This is a genomic window from Streptomyces chilikensis (assembly GCF_001642695.1).
Classification (GTDB): domain Bacteria; phylum Actinomycetota; class Actinomycetes; order Streptomycetales; family Streptomycetaceae; genus Streptomyces; species Streptomyces chilikensis.
In genome coordinates, this window is the sequence record NZ_LWCC02000005.1 from 3,629,648 (window position 1) to 3,654,584 (window position 24,937).

Sequence of the window (24,937 nt, forward strand, 5' to 3'; positions counted from 1 at the left end):
CCCCCGGACGCCCCTGCGGCCCGTCCGGGGCCCGCGGCGGGGCGTTCCGGCGGACCTGCGGCCGCCCGTTGCGGTCCGGCTGTGTGGGCGGGCGCCCCGGACGCGGCGGCCGGGCCGGGGAAGGACGCGTGACCACCGCCGGTGCCGGGGGCGGGGGTGCCGGGTCCGGCCGCGGGCGCCGTGCCGGGAGGCCGGGGGGTGTCCGGCGGGGTCATGCGCCCTCCCCGGCGGGGGTGAGGAGGTCGGCGATGTCGAGGACGTGGCGGCCCGCCATCGCCGGCAGGCAGCTGCCGCGGACCGGGCCGATGGGGGCCGCCCACTCGTCGGGGATGGCGGAGATCCCGCAGGTCGCGCCGGCCAGCGCGCCCGCCACGGCGGCGGTGGTGTCGGCGTCGCGCCCCATGTTGACGGCGGTGAGGACGGTCTCCCGGAAGTCGCCCCCGGCGGCCGCGTACGCGCCGAAGGCGAGGGCCACGGCCTCCGGCGCCAGGTCGGTCCACGGGTATCCGGCGACCACCACCGCGGACCGCACGGCGCGTTCCCCGCGGTGGGCGACCGCGACCGCCCGGCGCAGCGAACGGGCGGTCCAGGAGTCGTCCGGGATCACCGCGAGCGCCGAGGCGACGACCGCCACCGTCGACGCGCCGGTCATCGCCGCGGCCACCCCGGCGGCCACCGCCTGGCCGCCGTAGATGCCCTCCCCGTCGTGGCTGACCGAGCCGTCCACCGCCACCAGCCGGGCCGCCTCCGCCGGGCGGCCCGCCGCGAACACCCCGAACGGGGCGGCCCGCATCGCCAGTCCGTCGCTCCAGGCGTGCCGGTGCTGGGCGGAGATCGGCGCGGCCAGGCCCCGGCGAAGGTTCTCCAGCGTCCCGCGCTCGCTGAACCCGGCCCCCTTGAACGGCCCCTCGTCGCGGTCGGCGATCCACTCGTGCCAGGCCGCCTCCACGTCCGCCGCGGTGAGGGCGAAGCCGTGGCGGGCCAGCAGCAGGCCGCAGAAGACGGCGTACTCGGTGTCGTCGGTGCCGGCCGGCTCGTCCTGGACGTACCCGGTGATGCGGCCCCAGCGGGCACGGATCTCCGACGGGCGCATGTTCTCCGCGGGCGCGCCCAGCGCGTCCCCCACGGCCAGGCCCATCAGCGCTCCACGCGCCCGCCCGCGCAGGTCAGGTGTGACGACGGCCGCCATGCGCGCCTCCTAGACGGGAGGACTCTCCCTTGTGCCCTTGTGACGATCTGTGCCACGCCGCCGCCCCGGACGACCCTCGGACACGCCGACGTCACCCGGACGACATGTGTGCGGATGCCTCCACGAATGAGCGAGCGGGACAAAGGCGCAGGTGAGGGCAGCCTTCCCTTGCTGGCAGGGGGCGGATGAAGAGCGTAGTTTGGGGAACATCGAAAAGTAGATCCAGTCCAAACTGGCGTGGTCGACGACGTCCGCGCACCCGGTACGACCCCGAGCGGGAGACATGGCTGTTCTCGAGATACAGGCGCCGCTGCACGAGGCGCACCGCGACAACCACACCCACCGCGACGTCAACGGCGGCTGGCTGCGCCCCGCGGTCTTCGGCGCGATGGACGGCCTGGTGTCGAACCTGGCGCTGATGACCGGCGTGGCGGGCGGCGCCGCCTCCAGCGGCGCCGTGGTGATCGCCGGACTCGCCGGCCTGGCGGCCGGAGCCTGCTCGATGGCGGCCGGCGAGTACACCTCCGTGGCGTCCCAGCGCGAACTCGTCGAGGCCGAGCTGGACGTCGAGCGCCACCAGCTGGCCCGCCACCCGCAGGCCGAGGAGGCGGAACTCGCCGCCCTCTACCAGGCCCGCGGCGTGGACGCCGCCACCGCCCGCGAGGTCGCCCGCCAGCTCTCCAGGGACCCCGAGCAGGCGCTGGAGATCCACGCCCGCGAGGAGCTGGGCGTCGACCCGGGAGACCTGCCCTCCCCGCAGGTCGCGGCGGTCTCCTCGTTCGGCTCCTTCGCCCTCGGCGCCCTGCTGCCCGTGCTGCCCTACCTGCTCGGCGCCACCGCGCTGTGGCCCGCCGTGCTGCTCGCCCTGGCCGGCCTCTTCCTGTGCGGCGCGGTGGTCGCCAAGGTGACCGCCCGCAGCTGGTGGTACAGCGGCCTGCGGCAGCTCCTCCTCGGCGGCGCCGCGGCCGGCGTCACCTACCTGCTGGGCAGCCTCATCGGCACCGCCGTCGGCTGACCGCCCCCGCGTCCGACCGCCCCGCGCCGCCCACCGGGCGCGCGACGGCCGCCGCCGGGAACCCGGCGGCGGCCGTCGCGCGTGCAGGTCCCCGCGTGACGCGCAAGAGTCCGGTGCAGGTCAGCGGCGTTACGGCGATGTGACATTCGTCCCCGCGACGCATCCGGACCGCGGCCGTATCATGAAGACCGCTCACCTGTGTGAGGGGCCGCACATCACGTGGCCACCCCCTGGTTTCGCATACGAGGCCACGGGGCATGAGCCGGAACGCGCCGGGCAAGGACGCCCGCGGCGCGCCTCTCCGCACGCGGGCGACGAAGCCCGTACCCAGGAAATCGTCAGGACACCTCCCCTGGCTCGCCTCCGCATGCCCGCCGGCACCCCGGCGGACGGCCGGCCACGTCCTTCGCGTCCACATGGTGGAACGGAGTATCCGATTCCTGGTCCCCGTTTCACTATGTAACGCGCAAGTATCTTCGCCCCACCTCAGCAGAGGGCCAACGTCGTCCCTCGGCACCGTGCCCCCAGAGCCGCAGAGCCTGGGAGGACCTTTCAGCCACATGACGACGACGGGAGAGCCGATGCGTACGCCGCGCCAGCCGTCCCAGCACTCCACGAACGACCGCACCTGGTCGTACATGGATGCTCGCCCTGCTGCCCAGGGCCTCTACGACCCGCGCGACGAGCACGACGCCTGCGGCGTCGGTTTCGTGGCCAACCTGACCGGCGAGGCGAGCCACACGCTGGTCGACCAGGCACTCACCGTGCTCCGCAACCTCGAGCACCGCGGCGCCACCGGCTCCGAGCCCGACTCCGGCGACGGCGCCGGCATCCTCTCCCAGGTCCCCGACGCCTTCCTCCGCGAGGTCGCCGGCTTCGAGCTCCCCGAGGCCGGCCGCTACGCCGTCGGCATCGCCTTCCTCCCGCAGGACGGAGCCGACGAGGCGGTCGCCCGGATCGACGCCATCGCCGCCGAGGAGAACCTCACCGTCCTCGGCTGGCGCGAGGTCCCCGTCGCCCCCGGCCTGCTCGGCGCGACCGCCCGCTCCACCATGCCGGCCTTCCGCCAGGTCTTCGTCACCGACGGAGCCGCCGCGGGCATCGAGCTGGACCGCAAGGCCTTCCTGCTGCGCAAGCGCGCCGAACGCGAACTGGGCGTCTACTTCCCGTCGCTGTCCGCCCGCACCATCGTCTACAAGGGCATGCTGACCACCGGCCAGCTCGAGCCCTTCTTCCCGGACCTCTCCGACCGCCGCTTCGCCTCGGCGATCGCCCTGGTCCACTCCCGGTTCTCCACCAACACGTTCCCGAGCTGGCCGCTCGCACACCCCTACCGGTTCATCGCCCACAACGGCGAGATCAACACCGTCAAGGGCAACCGGAACTGGATGAAGGCCCGCGAGTCGCAGCTCGTCTCCGAACTGTTCGGCGAGGAGAAGCTGGAGCGGATCTTCCCGGTCTGCACCCCCGACGCCTCCGACTCCGCCTCCTTCGACGAGGTCCTGGAACTCCTGCACCTCGGCGGCCGCTCCCTGCCGCACAGCGTGCTGATGATGATCCCGGAGGCGTGGGAGAACCACCCCACCATGGACCCGGCCCGCCGCGCGTTCTACCAGTACCACGCGGCCATGATGGAGCCCTGGGACGGCCCGGCCTGCGTCACCTTCACCGACGGCACCCAGGTCGGCGCGGTCCTCGACCGCAACGGCCTGCGCCCCGGCCGCTACTGGATCACCGACGACGGCCTCGTCGTCCTCGGCTCCGAGGTCGGCGTCCTCGACATCGCCCCCGAGAAGGTCGTCCGCAAGGGCCGCCTGCAGCCCGGCCGGATGTTCCTCGTGGACACCGCCGAGGGCCGCGTCATCGAGGACGACGAGATCAAGCACGCCCTCGCCACCGAGCACCCCTACCAGGAGTGGCTGGAAGCCGCCGAGATCGAGCTCGAGGACCTCCCCGAGCGCGAGCACATCGTGCACACCCACGCCTCGGTCACCCGCCGCCAGCAGACCTTCGGCTACACCGAGGAAGAACTGCGCGTCATCATCGCCCCCATGGCGAAGGCCGGCGCCGAGCCCATCGGCTCCATGGGCACCGACACGCCCATCGCCGCCCTCTCCCAGCGGCCGCGCCTGCTCTTCGACTACTTCACGCAGCTGTTCGCGCAGGTCACCAACCCGCCGCTTGACGCCATCCGCGAGGAACTCGTCACCTCGCTGCGCTCCCCGCTCGGCCCCCAGGGCAACCTGCTGGAGCCCACCGCGGAGTCCTGCCGCAGCGTCGTCCTGCCCTTCCCGGTCATCGACAACGACGAGCTGGCCAAGCTCATCCACATCAACGCCGACGGCGACATGCCCGGCATGAAGGCGGCCACCCTCTCCGGCCTCTACCGGGTCTCCGGCGGCGGCGCGGCCCTCGCCGCCCGCCTCGACGAGATCTGCGCCGAGGCCGACGCCGCCATCGCCGGCGGCGCCCGCCTGATCGTCCTCTCCGACCGGCACTCCGACGCCGAGCAGGCGCCGATCCCGTCGCTGCTGCTCACCGCCGCCGTCCACCACCACCTCATCCGCACCAAGCAGCGCACCCAGGTGGGCCTGCTGGTCGAGGCCGGCGACGTCCGCGAGGTCCACCACGTCGCCCTGCTCATCGGCTACGGCGCCGCCGCGGTCAACCCCTACCTGGCGATGGAGTCCGTCGAGGACCTGGTCCGCGCGGGGACGTTCCTGCCCGGCATGGAGGCCGAGCAGGCCATCCGCAACCTCATCCACGCCCTCGGCAAGGGCGTCCTCAAGGTCATGTCCAAGATGGGCATCTCCACCGTGGCCTCCTACCGCGGCGCGCAGGTCTTCGAGGCGGTCGGCCTCGACGAGGAGTTCGTCCGCCGCTACTTCGACGGCACCGCCACCAAGATCGGCGGCGTCGGCATCGACGTCGTCGCCGAGGAGGTCGCCGCCCGCCACGCCAAGGCCTACCCGGTCACCGGCATCGCGCCCGCCCACCGCGCGCTCGAGATCGGCGGCGAGTACCAGTGGCGCCGCGAGGGCGAGCCCCACCTGTTCGACCCGGAGACCGTCTTCCGCCTCCAGCACTCCACGAAGACCGGCCGCTACGACGTCTTCAAGAAGTACACCGACCGGGTCAACGAGCAGTCCGAGCGCCTGATGACGCTCCGCGGCCTGTTCGGCTTCAAGTCCGACCGCCCGTCGATCCCCGTGGACGAGGTCGAGCCGGTCTCCGAGATCGTCAAGCGCTTCTCCACCGGCGCCATGTCGTACGGCTCCATCTCCAAGGAGGCGCACGAGACCCTCGCCATCGCCATGAACCAGCTGGGCGCCAAGTCCAACACCGGTGAGGGCGGCGAGGACCCGGAGCGCCTGTACGACCCGGCGCGCCGCTCGGCGATCAAGCAGGTCGCCTCCGGCCGCTTCGGCGTCACCAGCGAGTACCTGGTCAACGCCGACGACATCCAGATCAAGATGGCCCAGGGCGCCAAGCCCGGCGAGGGCGGCCAGCTCCCCGGCCACAAGGTCTACCCGTGGGTGGCGAAGACCCGGCACTCGACGCCGGGCGTGGGCCTCATCTCCCCGCCGCCGCACCACGACATCTACTCCATCGAGGACCTCGCCCAGCTCATCCACGACCTGAAGAACGCCAACCCCAAGGCCCGCATCCACGTGAAGCTGGTCTCCGAGGTCGGCGTCGGCACGGTCGCCGCGGGCGTCTCCAAGGCCCACGCGGACGTGGTGCTGATCTCCGGCCACGACGGCGGCACCGGCGCCTCCCCGCTGACCTCCCTCAAGCACGCGGGCGGCCCCTGGGAGCTCGGCCTCGCCGAGACCCAGCAGACCCTGCTGCTCAACGGCCTGCGCGACCGCATCGTCGTGCAGACCGACGGCCAGCTGAAGACCGGCCGCGACGTGATCATCGCCGCGCTGCTCGGCGCCGAGGAGTTCGGCTTCGCCACCGCGCCGCTGGTCGTCTCCGGCTGCGTCATGATGCGCGTCTGCCACCTCGACACCTGCCCGGTCGGCATCGCCACCCAGAACCCCGTCCTGCGCGAGCGGTTCACCGGCAAGGCCAAGCACATCGTCAACTTCTTCACCTTCATCGCCGAAGAGGTCCGCGAGCTCCTCGCCGAGCTCGGCTTCCGCTCCATCGACGAGGCCGTCGGCCACGCCGAGGTCCTCGACGTCACCCGCGCCGTCGACCACTGGAAGGCCCAGGGCCTGGACCTCGCGCCCCTCTTCCACGTGCCCGCGCTGCCCGAGGGCGCCGCCCGCCACCAGGTGATCGCCCAGGACCACGGCCTGGAGAAGGCACTCGACAACGAGCTGATCAAGCTCGCCGCCGACGCCCTCGCCGTCAACGACGCCGGCGACGTCCGGCCCGTGCGCGCCCAGGTCCCGGTCCGCAACATCAACCGGACCGTCGGCACCATGCTCGGCCACGAGGTGACCAAGAAGTTCGGCGGCGCCGGCCTGCCCGACGACACGATCGACATCACCTTCACCGGCTCCGCCGGCCAGTCCTTCGGCGCCTTCGTCCCCCGCGGCATCACGCTGCGCCTCGAGGGCGACGCCAACGACTACGTCGGCAAGGGCCTCTCCGGCGGCCGCCTCGTCGTCCGCCCCGACCGCGGCGCCAACCACCTCGCCGAGGGCTCCGTCATCGCCGGCAACACCGTCGCCTACGGCGCCACCGGCGGCGAGCTGTTCCTGCGCGGCGCCACCGGCGAGCGGTTCTGCGTCCGCAACTCCGGCGCCCTGGTCGTCTCCGAGGGCGTGGGCGACCACGGCTGCGAGTACATGACCGGCGGCCGGGCCGTCGTCCTCGGCCCGACCGGGCGCAACTTCGCGGCGGGCATGTCCGGCGGCACCGCCTACGTCCTCGACCTCAACCTCGGGTACGTCAACGCCGGCAACCACGGCGCCGTCGAAGCCCTCGACGACACCGACCGCGCATGGCTGCACGACGTGGTGCGCCGCCACCAGGAGGAGACCGGCTCCACCGTCGCCGCGAAGCTCCTGGCCGACTGGGACGACGCCGTCCAGCGGTTCAGCAAGATCATCCCCAGCACGTACAAGGCAGTGCTCGCCGCCAAGGACGCCGCCGAGCGAGCCGGACTCGACGAGTCCGCGATCACCGAGAAGATGATGGAGGCGGCGACCAATGGCTGATCCCAAGGGCTTTCTCAACCACGGCCGCGAGGTCGCCCGGACCCGACCGGTCGAGGAGCGGCTGAAGGACTGGAACGAGGTCTACGTCCCCGGCTCCCTGCTGCCGATCGTCAGCAAGCAGGCCAGCCGCTGCATGGACTGCGGCATCCCGTTCTGCCACAACGGCTGCCCGCTGGGGAACCTGATCCCCGAGTGGAACGACTACGCCTACCGCGAGGACTGGCAGAACGCCTCCGAGCGGCTGCACGCCACCAACAACTTCCCGGAGTTCACCGGGCGGCTGTGCCCGGCGCCCTGCGAGTCGGCGTGCGTGCTCGGCATCAGCCAGCCGCCGGTCACCATCAAGAACGTCGAGGTCTCCATCATCGACAAGGCCTGGGACAGCGGCGACGTCCGCCCCCAGGCCCCCGAGCGGCTGTCCGGCAAGACCGTCGCCGTCATCGGCTCCGGCCCGGCCGGCCTCGCCGCCGCCCAGCAGCTCACCCGCGCCGGCCACACCGTCGCCGTCTACGAGCGCGCGGACCGCATCGGAGGCCTCCTGCGCTACGGCATCCCCGAGTTCAAGATGGAGAAGCGGCACATCAACCGGCGCATCGAGCAGATGCGGGCGGAGGGCACCAAGTTCCGCACCGGTGTGGAGATCGGCCGCGACGTCGACGCCGACAGCCTGCGCAAGCGCTACGACGCCGTCGTCCTCGCCGTCGGCGCCACCACGCCGCGCGACCTGCCGGTGCCCGGCCGCGAACTCAAGGGCATCCACCAGGCGATGGAGTACCTGCCGCTCGCCAACAAGGTGCAGGAGGGCGACTACGTCACCGCGCCGATCACCGCCGAGGGCAAGCACGTCGTCGTCATCGGCGGCGGCGACACCGGCGCGGACTGCGTCGGCACCGCCCACCGGCAGGGCGCGGCCTCCGTCACCCAGCTGGAGATCATGCCCCGCCCGGGCGACGACCGGGACCCGGTCAGCCAGCCCTGGCCGACCTTCCCCATGCTCTACAAGGTGACCTCCGCGCACGAGGAGGGCGGCGAGCGGGTCTACTCCGTCTCCACCACCCACTTCGAGGGCGACGAGGACGGCAACGTCCAGTGGCTGCACCTCACCGAGGTCTCCTTCGTCGACGGCAAGCTCACCCCGAAGCCGGGCACCGAGCGGCGGATCCCCGCCCAGCTCGTCACCCTCGCCATGGGCTTCACCGGCACCGACCGCGAGAACGGCCTCGTCGACCAGCTCGGCCTGGAACTCGACGCGCGGGGCAACATCGCCCGCGACAAGAACTTCCAGACCAACGTCCCCGGCGTCTTCGTCGCCGGTGACGCGGGCCGCGGCCAGTCCCTCATCGTCTGGGCCATCGCCGAGGGCCGCAGCGCCGCCCGCGGCGTCGACCGGCACCTCACCGGCACCAGCGCCCTCCCGGCGCCGATCCTCCCGGACGACCGCGCCCTGGTCGCCTGACCCGGGTCCTCCGGACCCTCACCCCGACCGCCCGGACCACCGGTCCGGGCCGTCGGTTCCGGCGACGCCGCGCCCCGCCCCCCCCCGCACCGGGGAGCGGGGCGCGGCCGGTTTCACCGGGCCGGCGGCGCGCGGGGGCGGAGAGCACCGGCCGGCGCCGTCCTCGGCGGGCCCCGCCGTCCCGTACCTTCCTGCGCAGGAGAGCGCCCCGCCGGACGGGACGCCGGGGGAGGGGAGCAGCGGCATGGCCGCCATCAGCCTGACCAAGGTCGAACGGACTGCGCCCGCGCTGGTGAACCTGTACAAGACCGCGGGGCGGACGGTGGCCCGCCACGGGCTGGAAGGCGAACGCGCCGCCGTCTACCTGGTCGTCGACCACAGCGGCTCCATGAGGCCCTACTACAAGGACGGCAGCGTCCAGGCCCTCGCCGACCGGGTGCTCTCCCTCGCCGCCCACCTCGACGACGACGGCACCGTCCCCACCGTCTTCTTCTCCACCGAGGTCGACGCGGTCACCGAGATCGAACTCGCCCGCCACCAGGGCGCGATCGACCGCGTCCTCGCCGGCCTCGGCCCCATGGGGAGGACCAGCTACCACCTCGCCATGGACGCCGTCATCGACCACCACCTCGACAGCGGCGCCACCGCCCCCGCCCTGGTCGTCTTCCAGACCGACGGCGGCCCGACCAGCCGCCCCGCCGCCGAACGCTACGTCTGCAAGGCGGCCAGGCTGCCCCTCTTCTGGCAGTTCGTGGGCTTCGGCGACCCGCACGGCAAGCAGTTCGACTTCCTGCGCAAGCTCGACGAACTCGACGTCCCCGGCAAGCGCGTCGTCGACAACGCCGGCTTCTTCCACGCCGGCCAGGACCCGCTCACGCTCTCCGACGACGACCTCTACGAGCGCCTCGTCGGCGAGTTCCCCGCCTGGCTCCGCGCCGCCCGCGCCCAGGGCATCGTGCGCTGACCGCGCGGTCGGCCCGCGAGCACGACCCCGCCCGCCGCCGCGGGAGTTCACGCGCGGTGTGTCGGTGCCCCGAAGTAGTGTCCGAGCCGTCGCATCAACTGTGAGGACCGAACCCAAGTGACCGAGCTGTCTGCCTTCCCCCTGCCCTTCTCCGCGAGACTCCACTTCCGGACGCCCCGAACCCTGCGGGAACTCCAGATGACGGAGTGCAGCGCCCACATCCGGTCGAAGCCCGAGTGGTTCGTCAAGATGCACGACGCCGACGTGGTCGCCCGCTGGACGCGGGAGGCGGTCGAACAGGGCCTGACCGAGGCGCAGACGCGGTACGTCCTCGCCGAGCTCGCCCGGTACGCCGCACTGCGGGACCCGCGCACCGGCATCGAGGTGTCCGCCGTGGACGGGGTGTGGCACTCGGACACCCTCGTCGAGGACGGGCTCAGGTCCAGGCTGCGCGAGGCCGTGCGCGTCCTGGAAGAGGTCCCCGACGCGCAGAAGGACTGGCACCCGGGCTCCGACGGACAGGTGCTCGACCTGGTGCACCCGTCGCTGTTCTGCCTCGTGCGCGAGGTGAGCGGCGGCCCCGAGCGCGCGTGGCGGCGGCCGGAGACCTACGGCCGCGGGTACGAGTTCTCCGAGCGGTTCCAGTGGCTGCCCACGGACGTCGAGGTCGGCGAGGACGGCGCCGTCGCCTTCCGCTCGTACGTGAACAACGTCCACCCGGTGGACCACCGCGACCTCGCCGCCGTCCTGCCCGAGCTGTTCGCGCGCGTGCGCCCGCTGTTCGAGAACGTGCTCACCGACCTCCGCCGTCCGCGGCCCCCGCGGATCGAGGCCGACCCCTACACCTGGTACGACGCCACGGAGCCGGCCGAGCCCGAGGGCGACGACGAGGACGCCCGGGCGGCGTGGGACGAGGCCATGGACGAGTGGTACGAGACCCGTCGCCCGGTCGTCCCCGACGCGCCGGACTACGTCCCGCCCGCCGCGCCCGACGAGACCGAACGGGTCGACCTGCGCGGCCGCGACCTCCAGGTCATCGTCAAGCTCGCCACCATCCACCTCACCCCGGACAAGCCCGAGTACGCCGGAGGCTCCTGGCACGTCGAGGGGATGCAGAACGAGCGGATCGTCTCCACCTGCCTCTACTACTGGGACAGCGAGAACATCACCGAGAGCCGGCTGAGCTTCCGGACGGCCGTCGACGAGCCGGACTACGAGCAGAGCGACGACACCGGGATCGGCGAGGTCTACGGCCTGGAGAACGAGGGCCCGCTGAACCAGGTGCTGGGCTCGGCCCCCACCCCGGCCGGCCGCTGCCTGGCGTTCCCCAACGTCCTCCAGCACCGGGTCGCGCCGTTCCGCCTCGCGGACCCCGCCAAGGCCGGACACCGCAAGATCCTCGCGTTCTTCCTCGTCGACCCCTCGCAGCGCATCGTCTCGACCTCCGACGTGCCGCCGCAGCAGCCGTGGGCCGAAACGTCCACCATGACGCTGGAGCAGGCCAAGAAGTACCGCGACGAGCTGATGAAGGAGCGCAAGTTCTTCGTCGACGAGCACAACCAGCAGATCTACGAGCGGGAGTTCTCCCTCTGCGAGCACTGACCGGCCCCGGCCCCGGCGCCGGCCCCGCCCCCGGCACCGGCGCCCGGTCGTCCGACGCGCCCGGAACGGCGGGGCCGGCAGCCGTTCCCGCGGGTGGCGGTTGCCCGCGAGCGGGCGCCGGCCTCACGCTGGTCCCATGACGCACGAGCAGGAAGCACTCACCGACCCGCCGCCGGGCCTCCCGCGGCGCGTGTGGTGCCGCCTGTGCGGATCCGAGCTCCGGGACGCGCAGTCGCGCCGCAGAGGCTTCGGACCGGAATGCGATCCGGACCGCAGGTACGAACACCGCGCCCACCACGTCGACCAGGAGCCGCTGCCGGGCCTCTGACCGGCCGGCCGGACCGTGGCCCGCGCCCCCCTGCGGTGCGGGCCGGAAACTCCCACGCTCCGAGCGGAGCCGCGTCGCCCGGGAGGCCGACCGCATGGAACCCCACCTCACCGAAGTCGTCGCCCTGCTGCGGCGGGCGTTCCCCGGAGGGATCGACGCGGACGACCGGCTGCCACTGCTCGCGGTGCTGTCCGAAGGGCTCTGCGAGGAGAACGCCGGACGCGTCGGGGCGGCGTTCCTGGGGACTGACCGGCACGCGGTGGAGAACGACGCCGCGCGCCCGGTGAACCGCGCGCGGCGGGAGCGCGCCGCCGTGCTGCGCGGACGCCTCGCCCGGCACGGCTGGGATCCGGACGAGGACTGAACGGCGCCGTACGGGCCACGGCGGCAGCCCACACTGTGGGACCCCGGCCCCGCGCGCCCGCCCCGCCGCCTACAGTGAGCGACCATGACGACCAGCAACAACGCCCCCGTCGACCCCGCCGTCCGCGAAGAGCTGAGCCGGCTGCGCGACAGCATCGACAACATCGACGCCGCCGTCGTCCACATGCTCGCCGAACGGTTCAAGTGCACCCAGCAGGTCGGCCTGCTCAAGGCCCGGCACCACCTGCCCCCGGCCGACCCCGCCCGCGAGGCCGAGCAGATCGCGCGGCTGCGACGGCTCGCCGAGAACGCCAAGCTCGACCCCGCCTTCGCGGAGAAGCTGCTCAACTTCATCATCGCCGAGGTCATCCGGCACCACGAGCGCATCGCGGACCACACGGACGACGCCACCGGCGACCGGCGCTGACCCCCCCCGCGCGCCCCGGCACGACCCGCCGTGACCCGGGCGCCCGCGCCGCCGCGTCACAACGCCCCTGCGCCGGGACCCCCGCATCAGGCAGCATGTGCCCATGTCCGTACTGACGCGCGACGAAGCGCAGACCCGAGCAGACCTCCTCACGGTGCTGCACTACACCGTGGCACTCGACCTCACCACCGGCGAGGACACCTTCGACTCCCGGACCACCATCCGGTTCACCGCCCGCGCCGACGCGGACACCTTCGTCGAACTCAAGCCCGCCGAACTGCGCGCCGCCACGCTCGACGGACAGCCGCTCGACCCGCAGACCCTCGACGACAACCGGCTGCCCCTCACCCTCACCGCCGGCGACCACGAACTCACCGTCGACGCCGCCATGCGCTACTCCCGCACCGGCGAAGGCATGCACCGCTTCACCGACCCCACCGACGGCGAGACCTACGTCTACACCCAGCTCTTCCTCGACGACGTCCAGCGCGTCTACGCCGCCTTCGACCAGCCCGACCTCAAGGCCACCTTCGACGTCACCGTCAAGGCCCCCGACCGCTGGACCGTCCTCGCCAACAGCCGCACCACCCACGACGGCCACGGCACCTGGACCGCCGCCACCACACCCCCCATCTCCACCTACCTGATGGCCGTCGCCGCCGGCCCCTGGCACTCCGTCCGCACCCAGCACCGCGGACTCCCCTTCGCCATCCACTGCCGCGCCAGCCTCGCCCCCCACCTCGACGACGACGCCGAGGAGATCCTCGACGTCACCACCCGGTGCTTCGACCGCTACCACGCCAAGTTCGACGAGCCCTACCCCTTCGACTCCTACGACCAGGCGTTCGTCCCCGAATTCAACGCCGGCGCCATGGAGAACCCCGGACTCGTCACCTTCCGCGACGAATTCGTCTACCGCTCCGCCGTCACCGACACCGAACGCCAGACCCGCGCCATGGTCATCGCCCACGAGATGGCCCACATGTGGTTCGGCGACCTCGTCACCCTCCGCTGGTGGGACGACATCTGGCTGAACGAGTCGTTCGCCGAGTACATGGGCTACCAGACCCTCATCGAGGCCACCCGGTTCACCGAGACGTGGACCGAGTTCGCCGTCGCCCGCAAGAGCTGGGGATACGACGCCGACCAGCGCCCCTCCACCCACCCCGTCGCCCCCGAACACGTCCCCGACACCGCCGCCGCACTCCTCAACTTCGACGGCATCTCCTACGCCAAGGGCGCCAGCGCCCTGCGCCAGCTCGTCACCTGGCTCGGCGAGAAGGACTTCCTGGCCGGCATCAACACCCACTTCGCCCGCCACAGGTTCGCCAACGCGACCCTCGCCGACTTCCTCGACTCCCTCGCCGCCCACACCGACCGCGACGTCCACGCCTGGGCCGACGCCTGGCTGCGCACCACCGGCGTCGACACCCTCACCGCCACCACCGGCACCGGGCCCGGCCGCTGGACCCTCGCGCTCCAGCACGAGGGCGGCCGCCCCCACCGCATCACCGTCGGCGTCTACGACCGCGTCCTCGGCTCCGACCGCAGCCTCGTCCTGCGCGAACGCCACGAGACCGACGTCCCCGGCGAGCCCGAGTCCCACACCGGCGTCCGGCCCGCCCTCGTCGTCCCCAACGACCAGGACCAGACCTACGCCAAGATCCGCCTCGACGAGCACTCCCTCGAAACCACCCTGCGCGGCCTCTCCCAGGTCCCCGACGGCCTCACCCGCGCCGTCCTGTGGAACACCCTGCGCGACATGGTCCGCGACGGCGACCTCGACCCGTTCGGCTACCTCGCCACCGCGAGCGCCCACCTGCCCGAGGAGAGCGACCTCGCCATCGTGCAGGGCGTCCTCACCTTCGCCCGCGGCCAGATCGCCGACCGCTACCTCGCACCCGGACGACGCGCCGAGGCCCTCACCCTCCTCGGCGAACTCTGCCGCGACCTGATGCGCCGCACCGAGGACGGCTCCCAGCCCGGCCTGCGCCTGACCGCCGTCCGCCACCGCATCAGCAGCGCGCAGCGGGCCGACACCCTCCTCGGCTGGCTCGCCGAGGACACCGTCCCCGGCGGCCCCGAACTCGACCCCGAACTGCGCTGGCGCATCCTCGCCCGCCTCGCCGTCCTCGGCGCCGTCGACGGCACCGCCATCGCCGGGGAACTCGAACGCGACCCCAGCGCCACCGGCCAGGAAGGCGCCGCCCGCTGCCGCGCCGCCCTCCCCGACACGGACGCCAAGAAGCGCGCCTGGGACGCCATGTTCCGCGGCGACGAACTGTCCAACTACCTGTTCACCGCCACCGCCCAGGGCTTCTGGCAGCCCGAACAGGCCGGCCTCACCGCCGAGTACGTCACCCGCTGGTTCACCGACGCCCCCGCCGTCGCCCGCCGCCGCGGCCCCGCCATCGCCGAAGCCGCCGGACAATGGGCCTTCCCCGCCCACGCCGTCGAGGAGGACACCCTGCGGCGCGGCCGCGCGTGCCTCGACAGCGACGACGTCACCCCCGCACTGCGCCGCAAGCTCGCCGACCAGCTCGACGACCTCGCACGCGCCCTCCGGGTCCGCGACGCCGGCTGAACCGCACCGGCCCGAAGCCGGGGACGCGGGGCCCCACCGCCCCGCGTCCCCGCACCCCCACGGCCGTCGGGACTCCGGACCGCACCGCCTCCACCACCTTCGGCCTGCGCCGACCCCGCCCGGGACGGTGCCGGAAACCGCCGGCGGCGCCGGCGGAGAACCCGCCGACGCCGCCGACCCGGCCCGGGGACCGGAAGCCCCGGGTACCGGAGGACCCGAAGCCCCGGGTACCGGAGGACCCGGAGACCGGAGGACTAGAAGACCGGAGGACTAGAAGACCGGAACCCCGTCCCGCGTCAGACGCCAGCCCACCGACGCGAAGTCCTTCGGGTCCAGCACGCCCTTCGCCGTGACCCACTCCGCGATCCGCGTCCGGATCTCCGTCGACTCCGCCCACACCTCGGGCGCCGACGCCACGTGCGGGTACGCACTGCCGCCGTTCGCCCGGTAGTTGTTCACCGCCAGCACGAACTTCCGGTCCGCCGCCACCGGGGCGCCCTCGAAGGAGAGGTTCCGGATCCGCGAACCCGCCGGCCGCGCGATGTCGATCTCGTACGTCACACCCGACACGTAGTCGTACGCGTAGTCCGGACGGTTGCCCGCGTTCGTCAGCGCGTTCACGTCCACCGGGGCGCCCGCCGGAACCTGCGCGTAGTACTCCGCCGAGAACTCCAGGTAGTCCTTCAGCTGCGCACCGGTCAGCACCTTCGCCACCAGCGTGTTGTCGTACACGTACAGGCTCGACAGGTCCCGGATCGTCACCTCGCCCGCCGGGATCTCCGACGTCCGCGAGAACGGCGACGCCTGCGCCACCACCGGCAGCGACGCGTACTCGGTGCCGGCCAGCGCGGCCCTCACCACGTCCTCCTGCACCTTCGCGATCAGGTCGATGACCGGCTCGTCCTTGTAACGCGCCTCCACCGTCGTCAGCGTCACCGCGGCGGTGCCCACCACCTGGTTGACGTACTCCACCACCGCGTCGTGCTGCTCCCGGAGCAGCGCCACGATCTCCGGGTCCTCCGCCACGTCCCTGGAGTTCCGCAGCGAGGCCGAGACCGACGCCACCGACCAGCGGCCCTTCTCGAAGACCAGCTCGATGTCGAACAGCGACAGCCGCTCGCCCCACATCAACGGCTCGGACAGGACCACCTCCTTGCCCGACTTCTCGTTGACCACGCGCAGCTCGGCTATCTCCTTGTGGGCGTGGCCCACCAGGATCGCGTCGATGCCCGGGACCAGGCGCGCCACGTTCGCCGCCGAGTTCTCCACGTAGGGAAGCTGGTCGCTCCACGAGGACGTGCCCGAGGTGCCCGAGTGCGCGGAGACGACCACCACGTCCGCGCCCATCGAGCGCAGCTTCGGCACCCACAGCGCGGCCTGCTCCTCCAGACCCGGGAACTTCAGCCTGCCCTGCACGTACGCCTTGTCCCAGATCGCGATGCCCGGGTTGGTCAGCCCCAGCACCGCCACCTTCACCGGCCTGGCGGAGCCCGGCACGCGGAACGTCTTGAAGAAGTACGGCGGGAACGCCGGCCTCATCGTCGTCGCGTCCACCGCGTTGGCGCCCAGCAGCGGGAAGTCGCACTGCGACTCGAACGTGCGCAGCAACTCGATGCCGTAGTTGAACTCGTGGTTGCCCAGCGCGACCGCGTCGTAGCCGATCCTGTTCATCGCCCGGGCCATCGGATGCACCGGCCCGCCCTCGGCGGTGATCGGATCCACCTTCGCGTAGTAGTACGCCAGCGGAGTGCCCTGGATGGTGTCACCCGCGTCGATCAGCATCGTCCGGCCGGCGCCCTTCTCCGCGCGCACCTCCTTCACCAGTGAGGAGATGCGCGCCAGGCCCAGCGCGTTGCCCGCCGCGTCCTTGTACTGCGCGTCCTTGTAGTAGTCCCAGTTGAAGACGTTGCCGTGCAGGTCCGTCGAACCCATCACCGTCACGGTGAAGCGCTTCCCCGGACGGCCCCCGGCCGCGGCCGCCTCCGGAGCCGCCTGGGCTGCCGGAGCCCCCGCCGCACCTCCCGCAAGCGCCACACCCGCACCCGTCACCGCAGACCTCTTCAGAAACTTCCGGCGATCCAACCCCATGCTCCCGTACCTCCCGACACCAATGCCAACGCGCGTAGATTCTTCACCACCAGGCCCGCTCCCGACAGGGCCGCCAGGTTGCGATCCGGTAAGCGGCACGCCAAGGGACGGGACGTCCTGGCAGGGTGATCCGCATGGAAGCCGAATCCGTCACCGGGCCCACGCGCCCCGGGAACCCGCGGCCGGGCGCCGAGCAGCCGAACGCCGGGCGCACGGGCGTCGAGCACCCGGGCGTCGAGCACCCGCGCGTCGCCGTCCGCGGCGAGTCCCACCTCGAGGTCGACCCCGAGATCGCCCGCATCACCCTCACCGTCACCGCCCGCGGCACCGACCGGCGTGACGCCGTCGCCAACCTCACCCGGCGCAACAACACCGCCCTCGAACTCCTCAAGAGCTACGGCGACGCCGTCGCCCACGTCGAGACCGGCTCCCTCTCCCTCACCCCCGAACTCAGCCAGCGCGGCCGCGGCGAACGCATCCGCGCCTACGACGGCCGGGTCACCCTCACCGCGGAGATCACCGACTTCACCGTCCTCGGGGAACTCACCACCCGCCTCGCCGACCTCGACCACACCCGCGTCAACGGCCCCTACTGGTCCCTGCGCCCCGAATCCCCCGCCCACCGGCGCGCCCGCCAGGAAGCGGTCCGGCAGGCCGTCGTCCGCGCCCGCGAATACGCCGAGGCCCTCGGCACCACCCTCACCGGCGTCGTCGACATCGCCGACATCGGCGCCGACACCGCTGCCGCCGCCACCCGCGCCGCCCCGCGGCCCGCGGGATCCGCCGGCCTGCCCGCCGCCCCCGGATCCGCGCCCGAACCCCCCGCCCTCGCCCTCGAACCCCGGCGCCAGCACGTCCGCGCCCAGGTCAACGCCCGGTTCACCATGGCGCCGCCGGCCCTGTGACCGCGGTGGCGCGGCAGCGGCGGCGACCGGCGGGCGGTCCGCATATCGAACCCCCATTCACCCCAACCACAGTTGCCGTGAAGGTTGTTGAACAGAACGCCAACACGAACGGCCTACCCGTCGGTAAGCCCTATGGTCGAACCATGCGCCGAGCAAAAATCGTCTGCACCCTCGGGCCCGCCACCCACGCCTACGACCGCGTCAAGGCACTCGTCGACGCCGGCATGGACGTCGCCCGCTTCAACCTCAGCCACGGCGGCCACGCCGAGCACGAGGAGCGCTACCACCGCGTGCGCCAGGCCGCCGACGACACCGGCCGCAGCGTCGGCACCCTCGCCGACCTCCAGGGCCCCAAGATCCGCCTCGGCAGCTTCCACGAAGGCCCCGTCCTCCTCGAACGCGGCGACGCCTTCACCATCAGCGTCGAACCCGGCGCCGAAGGCGACCGCCGCCTCTGCGGCACCACCTACCACGGCCTCGCCAACGACGTCACCGTCGGGGAACGCATCCTGGTCGACGACGGCAAGGTCACCCTGGAGGTCCGCTCCGTCGAGGGCCCGCTGATCCACACCATCGTCGTCGAGGGCGGCATGGTCTCCGACCACAAGGGCCTCAACCTCCCTGGCGTCGCCGTCTCCGTCCCCGCCCTCTCGGACAAGGACGAGGCCGACCTGCGCTGGGCGCTGCGCACCGGCTTCGACGTCATCGCCCTCTCCTTCGTGCGCAGCGCGCTCGACATCAAGGACGTCCACCGGATCATGGACGAGGAGGGCCGGCGACTCCCCGTCATCGCCAAGATCGAGAAGCCGCAGGCGGTCGAGAACATCGAGGAGATCGTCGCCGCGTTCGACGGCATCATGGTCGCCCGGGGCGACCTGGGCGTCGAACTGCCCCTGGAACAGGTGCCGATCGTGCAGAAGCGGGCGATCAAGCTCGCCAAGCGCAACGCCAAGCCGGTCATCGTCGCCACCCAGATGCTCGACTCGATGGTCGACAACTCCCGGCCCACCCGCGCCGAGGCCTCAGACGTCGCCAACGCGGTCATCGACGGCACCGACGCGGTGATGCTCAGCGGCGAGACCAGCGTCGGCAAGTACCCGGTGGAGACGGTGCAGACCATGGCGCGCATCGTCGAGGCGGCGGAGGAGGACATCCTCGCCAGGGGACTCCCGCCGCTCACCGAGCGGAACAAGCCCCGCACCCAGGGCGGCGCGGTGGCCCGCGCGGCGGCCGAGATGGGCGACTTCCTCGGCGCCAAGTTCCTCGTCGCCTTCACCCAGTCCGGTGACACCGTGCGGCGCCTGTCGCGCTACCGGTCCCCGATCCCGGTCCTCGCCTTCACCCCCGAGCCCGCCACGCGCTCCCAGCTCAGCCTCACCTGGGGCGTGGAGACGTTCCTCGGCCCGCACGTGGACTCCACGGACGCGATGGTCGAGCAGGTCGACGAGCTGCTGCTGAAGTACGGCCGCTGCCGCAAGGGCGACGTCGTGGTCATCACGGCGGGGTCCCCGCCGGGGGTGTCGGGGACGACCAACCTGGTGCGGGTGCACCACATCGAGGAGGACTGAGGTCCTCCAGCTCAGTACTTCGGCCCGATGCGGGCGTCCATCAGGGCGACGGACGCCTTGCGGGCGACGGAGACGTTGAGCGGGTTTCCGTTACGGACGCAGACCTTCCATTCGACGCCGACCTTGTCGAGAGTGTCGACGAACAGGCGGCGGATGTCGCCGGAGGTGTTGGTGAAGAAGTACCGCGGGTATTCGTAGCGTTTGGGCTCACCGCCCACGATGCGTGTGGTCCAGTTCGTGACGCGACACCCGTCGGAGTGGATCAGGCCCCGGAGGAACTCCCACGGATGCGCGTCCACGACAGCTTGCTGCCACGGGGCAAGGGCAATGGAGCGGTCATGCTTGCGTCCGGGGCCGTGCTGGGGGAAGAGGCAGGCCCAGTGTTTGCTGGCCATGGTCACCATGGTGCAGCCCTGGCGCCGCACCCGGAACACGCTGTTGTCGGGACGGACCGCGCGTAGCGCCTCCTCGCAGGCATCGATCAGCCCCGGCCAGGCGTCGGCGCATGCGATCCGCATGACGAGGCTGGAGTTGCGGCCCTTGCTGATGCAGCCGTCGCCGAGGTAAAGCCCCAGCAGGTAGGAGTAGGCGACACCGTTGTCGGGCGGTCCGGGGATCGGACGGCACCGTTCGCAGGCGGCCCCAGCGCGCTGCAAGGGGATCAGCCGCACCTGCCAGTCGCGGATCGCGGCCCGGGAGACGCCCAGTTCCCTGCTGACCGAATTGAGGCTGCGGCCCTGCGCGATGAGGGACAAGGCACGTCGACGTGTGCTGAGGTCGTACATGTGGCCACTGTCGGTGGCGATTTGCCGTCCTGCGCAGCGAAAGGCGGATGTTCACCGGAACGGGAACATCCGCCTGTTTCACGAGCCTTCGAATGGAAGGAAAAGTGCCCCGGGTCGGATTCGAACCGACACTGTATGGGTTTTGAATCCATTGCCTGCTGCCAGTTGGGCTACCGGGGCTCGAGGAATCGAAGGTTGGGCCTCCCCCTCTGCGCTCATACCTTACCGCAGCTAGGTAAGGTCTTGGCAGCAGTACTCTGCCCTGATGCCCGAGGAGCCAGCGTGACCGCCCCCGAGTCCCCGCAGCCCGTGGAAGACGACGACAAGTCTCACGTCCCCCCGATGACCACCCGCGTCGTCATCGCCGAGGACGAGGCCCTGATCCGGCTGGATCTCAAGGAGATGCTGGAGGAGGAGGGGTACACGGTCGTCGGCGAGGCCGGGGACGGGGAGCGGGCCGTGGAGCTGGCGCGGGAGCACCGGCCGGACCTGGTGATCCTGGACGTCAAGATGCCCAAGCTGGACGGCATCTCCGCGGCGGAGAGGATCGCGGAGGAGTCCATCGCCCCGGTGCTGATGCTGACCGCGTTCTCACAGCGCGAGCTGGTGGAGCGGGCGCGGGACGCGGGCGCGATGGCGTACCTGGTGAAGCCGTTCTCCAAGAGCGACGTGGTGCCCGCGATCGAGATGGCGGTGTCCCGGTTCACGGAGATGAAGGAGCTGGAGAAGGAGATCGCCGATCTCTCCCAGCGGCTGGAGACCCGCAAGCTGGTGGACCGGGCGAAGTCGATCCTGCAGACCGAGTACGGGCTGACCGAGCCGGCGGCGTTCCGGTGGATCCAGAAGACGTCGATGGACCGCCGGATGTCGATGCAGCAGGTCGCGGAGGCGGTCATCGCCGACTCCGAGGAGAAGAAGGCCGGGCGCGGCTGACTCCGGGCGCCGGACCGGACCGGACCGGAACCGGAGCGGACGCGGGCGAGGCCCGCACCCCTGTCGTCCAGGGGTGCGGGCCTCGTCGCGTGCCGGGCGGAGCCGGGAGGGCGTCAGTCCTCGCCGAGGTAGGCCTTGCGGACCGACTCGTCGTGGAGGAGTTCCTGCCCGGTGCCGGTGAGGGTGATCTTGCCGATCTCCATCACGTAGCCGTGGTCGGCGAGCGAGAGCGCCGCCTGGGCGTTCTGCTCGACGAGCAGGATGGTGGTGCCCTGGGCCCTGAGCTCGCTGATGGTGGCCATGATCTTCTGCATCATGATCGGCGAGAGTCCCATGGAGGGCTCGTCGAGCATCAGCAGCTTCGGCTGGGACATCAGGGCGCGGCCCATGGCGAGCATCTGCTGCTCACCGCCGGACAGGGTTCCGGCGGCCTGCTTCCTGCGCTCCCCGAGGATGGGGAAGAGGTCGTAGGCGCGCTGGATGTCCTTGGCGATGCCCGCCCGGTCGTCGCGGAGGAAGGCGCCGAGCCGCAGGTTGTCCTCGATGGACATGCGGGGGAAGATGTGGCGCCCTTCGGGGGAATGGGCGAGACCGACGCTGACGATCTTGTGTGCCGGGATCTTGCGGAGGTTCTTCCCGTCGAACCTGATCGTGCCGCCGGAGGGCTTGAGGAGCCCGGAGAGCGTGCGCAGCGTGGTGGTCTTGCCGGCGCCGTTGGTGCCGATGAGGGTGACGACCTGGCCGGCGTCGACCTTGAAGCTGATGCCCTTGACGGCTTCGATCTTGCCGTAGGAGACGCGGAGGTCCTCGACCTCGAGGAGTGCGGTCATCGGTCGTTCTCCTTGCCGGGCTCGGCGGCGGCCTGGTCCTCGTCCTGCGCCTGGGGGGCGGGGGAGGAGGGGGCGTCGCTGTCGGCGGCGGTGGCGGTATCTTCGTAGGGTTCGCCGAGGTAGGCGGCGACGACGCGTTCGTCGCTCTGGACGGTGGCGCTGTCGCCTTCGACGAGTTTCTCGCCCTGGACGAGGACGGCGACGCGGTCGCAGAGGTTGAAGATGAACCGCATGTCGTGCTCGATGACGAGGACGGCGATTCCCATGTCGCGGATCGCGAAGACGAGTTCTTCGGTGACGCGGGTTTCCTGGGGGTTCATGCCGGCGGTGGGCTCGTCCAGGAGGAGGAGGCCGGGTTCGCTGGCGAGGGCGCGGGCGATTTCCAGCTTGCGCTGCTCACCGTAGGGAAGATTCCTTGAAAGGTGGTCCCGCTTATGGGCGAGGCCGACGAATTCAAGGAGTTCCATGGCGCGCGCCTCGGATTCCTTTTCGGCCTTCTTGAAGCCGGGCCCGCGGAGAAGGGCTGACCAGAGGCCTTCCTTGGTGCGGGTGTGGCGGCCGACCAGGACGTTCTCCAGGACCGTCATGTTGCTGAAGAGACGGATGTTCTGGAAGGTGCGCGCGATTCCGGCGGCGGTGACCTTGAAGGACTTGGGCGGCAGGACCGTGCCCTTGTACCGGACCTCGCCCTCGGTGGGGACGTAGAGGCCGGTGAGGCAGTTGAAGAAGGTGGTCTTGCCGGCGCCGTTGGGTCCGATGAGGCCGACGATCTCGCCGCTGTTGACGTGCAGGTCGACGTTCTTGACGGCGGTGAGGCCGCCGAAGCGCATGGTGACGCCCCGGGCGTCGAGGACGGTCTCGCCCTGCTGGGTGGTGGTGTCGGTGGTCATGGAGGTCAGGCCCCTGTCTTGCCGAGGACTGTGGGTGCTTCGGCGTCCTCGTGGAATTCGAGCTTGCGGCGCCGGTCGGCGATGATGCCTTCGGGCCGGAGACGCATGATGAGGATGAGAGCGACGCCGAAGGCGAAGAGCTGGTAGTCGCCCATGAACTGGAGCTTGGTGGGGATGAGGTAGAGCAGTGCGGCGCCGAGGAGCGGGCCGGCGATGGTGCCCATGCCGCCCATGACCACCGCGGCGAGCAGGAAGGCGCTGTTCGGCGGGACGCTGTTGGCGAACATGTACTGCTCGGGGGTGACGACGAAGGTCACGTGGGCCTGGACGGCGCCGGCGAGGCCGGCGAGGGTGGCGCCGAGGGCGAAGGCGACCAGCTTGACGCGGAAGCCGTTGATGCCCATGGCGAGGGCCGCGGTCTCGTCCTCGCGGATGGCGACCCAGGCGCGTCCGATGCGGGAGTTGCCGCTGCGCCGGAAGACGAGGACGACGACGGCGGTGACCAGCAGCATCAGGAAGAAGTAGTTGGCGAAGCGGCCGATGGTGAAGCCGAAGATCTCGTGGGGTGCGCCGAGGTCGAAGCCGAGGATCTTGAGGTCGGGGATGCTGGTGATGCCGTTGGAGCCGTTGGTGATGTCGGGGCCGCTGGTGCCGTCGGTGTTCATGACGGTGATGCGGAAGATCTCACCGAAGCCGAGGGTGACGATGGCGAGGTAGTCGCCGCGGAGCCTCAGGGTCGGGGCGCCGATGAGCACGCCGAAGATCATGGAGGCGATGGCCCCGACGATGATCGCGGCCCAGAACGGCAGGTGGAGTCCGGTGGGGCTGGACGGGGAGCCGGAGACCAGGGCCGCGGCGTAGGCGCCGACGCCGAGGAAGGCGACGTAGCCGAGGTCGAGGAGGCCGGCGAGGCCGACGACGATGTTCAGGCCGAGGGCGACGGTGGCGAAGATCAGGATGTTGACGCCGATGTTCGCGAACCGGTCGTTGGTCTGGGTGAACGGGAACGCGGCGGCGGCGACGAAGGCCGCGCAGGTGGTGATGTTGGAGTGGCGCGCGGTGAGTGCGCCGAGCCGCGGGATCAGTCCGGCCTTGGCGAGGGCGGCGAAGCCGAAGCCGGCGCTGACCAGGAAGCCGATGAACAGTTCGTCGTACTCGGTGCCGATGCCGTAGGTGAAGATGCCGAGGCCGACGGCCAGGGCCGCGGTGATCAGCAGGATCTCGGCGTAGCCGGGGAGCTTGGGTGCCGGCGCGAGGGGACCCGTGGCGAAGGCGGCCTTGACGACGGCCCACTTCTGGCCGGCGTTGTGCTTGAACTGGTCCCAGCCGCTGTCCTCGGGGTCGGCCGGGTCGGCCTTCGGGCGTTCGAACGGAAGGGCGAGCGCGCCGAGAAGGGCGATCAGCGTGGCGGCGGCGACGACGAAGCCGCCCGGTTCCAGGTTGACAACCCCGCCGAGGGTGAGACTGATGGCCAGGACCGTGTACCAGGCGGTGACGAAGGCGCCCAGCGCGGCCAGGCGGATCGCCGGGTCGGCACCTGCGGGGGTGAGCCAGCGCAGGCCCTTGACCTGGTAGGAGGCGAGGCCGAAGAGGGCGGTCAGGGCTCCCAGGACCAGGACGAGCCACTGGAGGCCGCCGGGGTAGCCGTAGACGGTGAGGTCGCCGGGGAAGGCGTCGGTCCACGTCCAGGCGAGGAAGCAGGAGACCAGGCTGAGGGCGCCGCCGGCGGTGGCCAGGGCGCGGGCCGCGGGTGCGGGGATTCCGACGAGGCGCCCGGTGGGGCTCGGGGTGTCGGCCGCGGTGTTCATGTCGGTGCTGGTGGTGTGTGTCGTCATC

Annotated in this window: 18 protein-coding genes and 1 tRNA gene; 12 read left to right on the forward strand and 7 right to left on the reverse strand. The window is 71.6% G+C overall.

Annotation, left to right across the window (positions count from 1 at the left end):
* Nucleotides 1–211: 211 nt before the first annotated feature.
* Nucleotides 212–1,189, reverse strand: a complete 978-nt coding sequence (locus tag A2U95_RS16215; RefSeq protein WP_166023180.1) for an ADP-ribosylglycohydrolase family protein — start codon at nucleotides 1,187–1,189, stop codon at nucleotides 212–214.
* A gap of 283 nt (nucleotides 1,190–1,472) precedes the next feature.
* Between A2U95_RS16215 and A2U95_RS16220 the strand changes: the two genes are divergently transcribed.
* From A2U95_RS16220 to pepN, 9 genes are all read left to right on the forward strand, one after another.
* Complete coding sequence (locus tag A2U95_RS16220) at nucleotides 1,473–2,204, forward strand: VIT1/CCC1 transporter family protein (protein ID WP_166023182.1); 732 nt, start codon at nucleotides 1,473–1,475, stop codon at nucleotides 2,202–2,204.
* A 581-nt stretch (nucleotides 2,205–2,785) separates the two neighbouring features.
* Nucleotides 2,786–7,378, forward strand: a complete 4,593-nt coding sequence (gene gltB / locus A2U95_RS16225) for a glutamate synthase large subunit (protein ID WP_476756106.1) — start codon at nucleotides 2,786–2,788, stop codon at nucleotides 7,376–7,378.
* The gene (locus A2U95_RS16230) at nucleotides 7,371–8,834 is read left to right on the forward strand and encodes a glutamate synthase subunit beta (RefSeq protein WP_166023184.1); all 1,464 of its coding nucleotides are present in this window, start codon (nucleotides 7,371–7,373) and stop codon (nucleotides 8,832–8,834) included. Before gltB ends, A2U95_RS16230 begins: the two co-directional genes overlap by 8 nt.
* 244 nt (nucleotides 8,835–9,078) lie before the next feature.
* On the forward strand, nucleotides 9,079–9,798 hold the full coding sequence (locus A2U95_RS16235; RefSeq protein ID WP_166023186.1) for a vWA domain-containing protein: 720 nt from the start codon (nucleotides 9,079–9,081) through the stop codon (nucleotides 9,796–9,798).
* Nucleotides 9,799–9,915: 117 nt separating this feature from the next.
* On the forward strand, nucleotides 9,916–11,400 hold the full coding sequence (locus tag A2U95_RS16240; RefSeq protein ID WP_166023188.1) for a DUF4246 domain-containing protein: 1,485 nt from the start codon (nucleotides 9,916–9,918) through the stop codon (nucleotides 11,398–11,400).
* Between the two features lie 136 nt (nucleotides 11,401–11,536).
* Nucleotides 11,537–11,728, forward strand: a complete 192-nt coding sequence (locus A2U95_RS16245) for a DUF6011 domain-containing protein (RefSeq protein WP_166023190.1) — start codon at nucleotides 11,537–11,539, stop codon at nucleotides 11,726–11,728.
* Nucleotides 11,729–11,822: 94 nt separating this feature from the next.
* Entirely contained in the window at nucleotides 11,823–12,092 is a 270-nt protein-coding gene (locus A2U95_RS16250) for a DUF3349 domain-containing protein (RefSeq protein ID WP_166023193.1), read from the forward strand.
* Nucleotides 12,093–12,176: 84 nt separating this feature from the next.
* Entirely contained in the window at nucleotides 12,177–12,518 is a 342-nt protein-coding gene (locus tag A2U95_RS16255; RefSeq protein ID WP_166023195.1) for a chorismate mutase, read from the forward strand.
* A gap of 103 nt (nucleotides 12,519–12,621) precedes the next feature.
* Entirely contained in the window at nucleotides 12,622–15,102 is a 2,481-nt protein-coding gene (gene pepN, locus A2U95_RS16260; protein ID WP_166023197.1) for an aminopeptidase N, read from the forward strand.
* Between the two features lie 270 nt (nucleotides 15,103–15,372).
* On the opposite strand, the gene A2U95_RS16265 is transcribed toward pepN, so the two are convergent.
* The gene (locus tag A2U95_RS16265; RefSeq protein ID WP_166023199.1) at nucleotides 15,373–17,190 is read right to left on the reverse strand and encodes a bifunctional metallophosphatase/5'-nucleotidase; all 1,818 of its coding nucleotides are present in this window, start codon (nucleotides 17,188–17,190) and stop codon (nucleotides 15,373–15,375) included.
* Nucleotides 17,191–17,324: 134 nt separating this feature from the next.
* On the opposite strand from A2U95_RS16265, the gene A2U95_RS16270 reads away from it, so the two are divergent.
* Together A2U95_RS16270 and pyk are read left to right on the forward strand one after the other, a co-directional pair.
* Nucleotides 17,325–18,095 (forward strand): SIMPL domain-containing protein, encoded by a 771-nt coding sequence (locus A2U95_RS16270; protein WP_166023201.1) that lies wholly within the window; start codon nucleotides 17,325–17,327, stop codon nucleotides 18,093–18,095.
* Nucleotides 18,096–18,238: 143 nt separating this feature from the next.
* A complete protein-coding gene (gene pyk / locus A2U95_RS16275; protein WP_166023203.1) occupies nucleotides 18,239–19,663 on the forward strand; it encodes a pyruvate kinase in 1,425 nt (474 codons plus the stop codon).
* A gap of 11 nt (nucleotides 19,664–19,674) precedes the next feature.
* Here pyk and A2U95_RS16280 read toward each other — a convergent pair whose 3' ends face one another.
* Together A2U95_RS16280 and A2U95_RS16285 are read right to left on the reverse strand one after the other, a co-directional pair.
* Complete coding sequence (locus A2U95_RS16280; protein ID WP_166023205.1) at nucleotides 19,675–20,448, reverse strand: helix-turn-helix domain-containing protein; 774 nt, start codon at nucleotides 20,446–20,448, stop codon at nucleotides 19,675–19,677.
* 105 nt (nucleotides 20,449–20,553) lie between these two features.
* Nucleotides 20,554–20,628: transfer RNA gene (locus A2U95_RS16285), tRNA-Leu, on the reverse strand.
* A gap of 102 nt (nucleotides 20,629–20,730) precedes the next feature.
* Here A2U95_RS16285 and A2U95_RS16290 point away from each other — a divergent pair.
* Nucleotides 20,731–21,381 carry an ANTAR domain-containing response regulator gene (locus A2U95_RS16290; RefSeq protein WP_166023207.1) on the forward strand — a complete coding sequence of 217 codons (651 nt, stop codon included), beginning with the start codon at nucleotides 20,731–20,733 and terminating at the stop codon, nucleotides 21,379–21,381.
* Nucleotides 21,382–21,494: 113 nt separating this feature from the next.
* Here the strand turns inward: A2U95_RS16290 and A2U95_RS16295 are convergent, their stop codons facing one another.
* From A2U95_RS16295 to A2U95_RS16305, 3 genes are read right to left on the reverse strand one after another with little or no spacing between them, the layout of a single operon-like run.
* Complete coding sequence (locus A2U95_RS16295; RefSeq protein ID WP_166023209.1) at nucleotides 21,495–22,211, reverse strand: ABC transporter ATP-binding protein; 717 nt, start codon at nucleotides 22,209–22,211, stop codon at nucleotides 21,495–21,497.
* Nucleotides 22,208–23,101, reverse strand: a complete 894-nt coding sequence (locus tag A2U95_RS16300; protein ID WP_166023211.1) for an ABC transporter ATP-binding protein — start codon at nucleotides 23,099–23,101, stop codon at nucleotides 22,208–22,210. The genes A2U95_RS16295 and A2U95_RS16300 overlap by 4 nt, the downstream gene beginning before the upstream one ends.
* 5 nt (nucleotides 23,102–23,106) lie before the next feature.
* Complete coding sequence (locus A2U95_RS16305) at nucleotides 23,107–24,936, reverse strand: branched-chain amino acid ABC transporter permease (protein WP_166023213.1); 1,830 nt, start codon at nucleotides 24,934–24,936, stop codon at nucleotides 23,107–23,109.
* Between the last annotated feature and the right edge of the window lies 1 nt (nucleotide 24,937).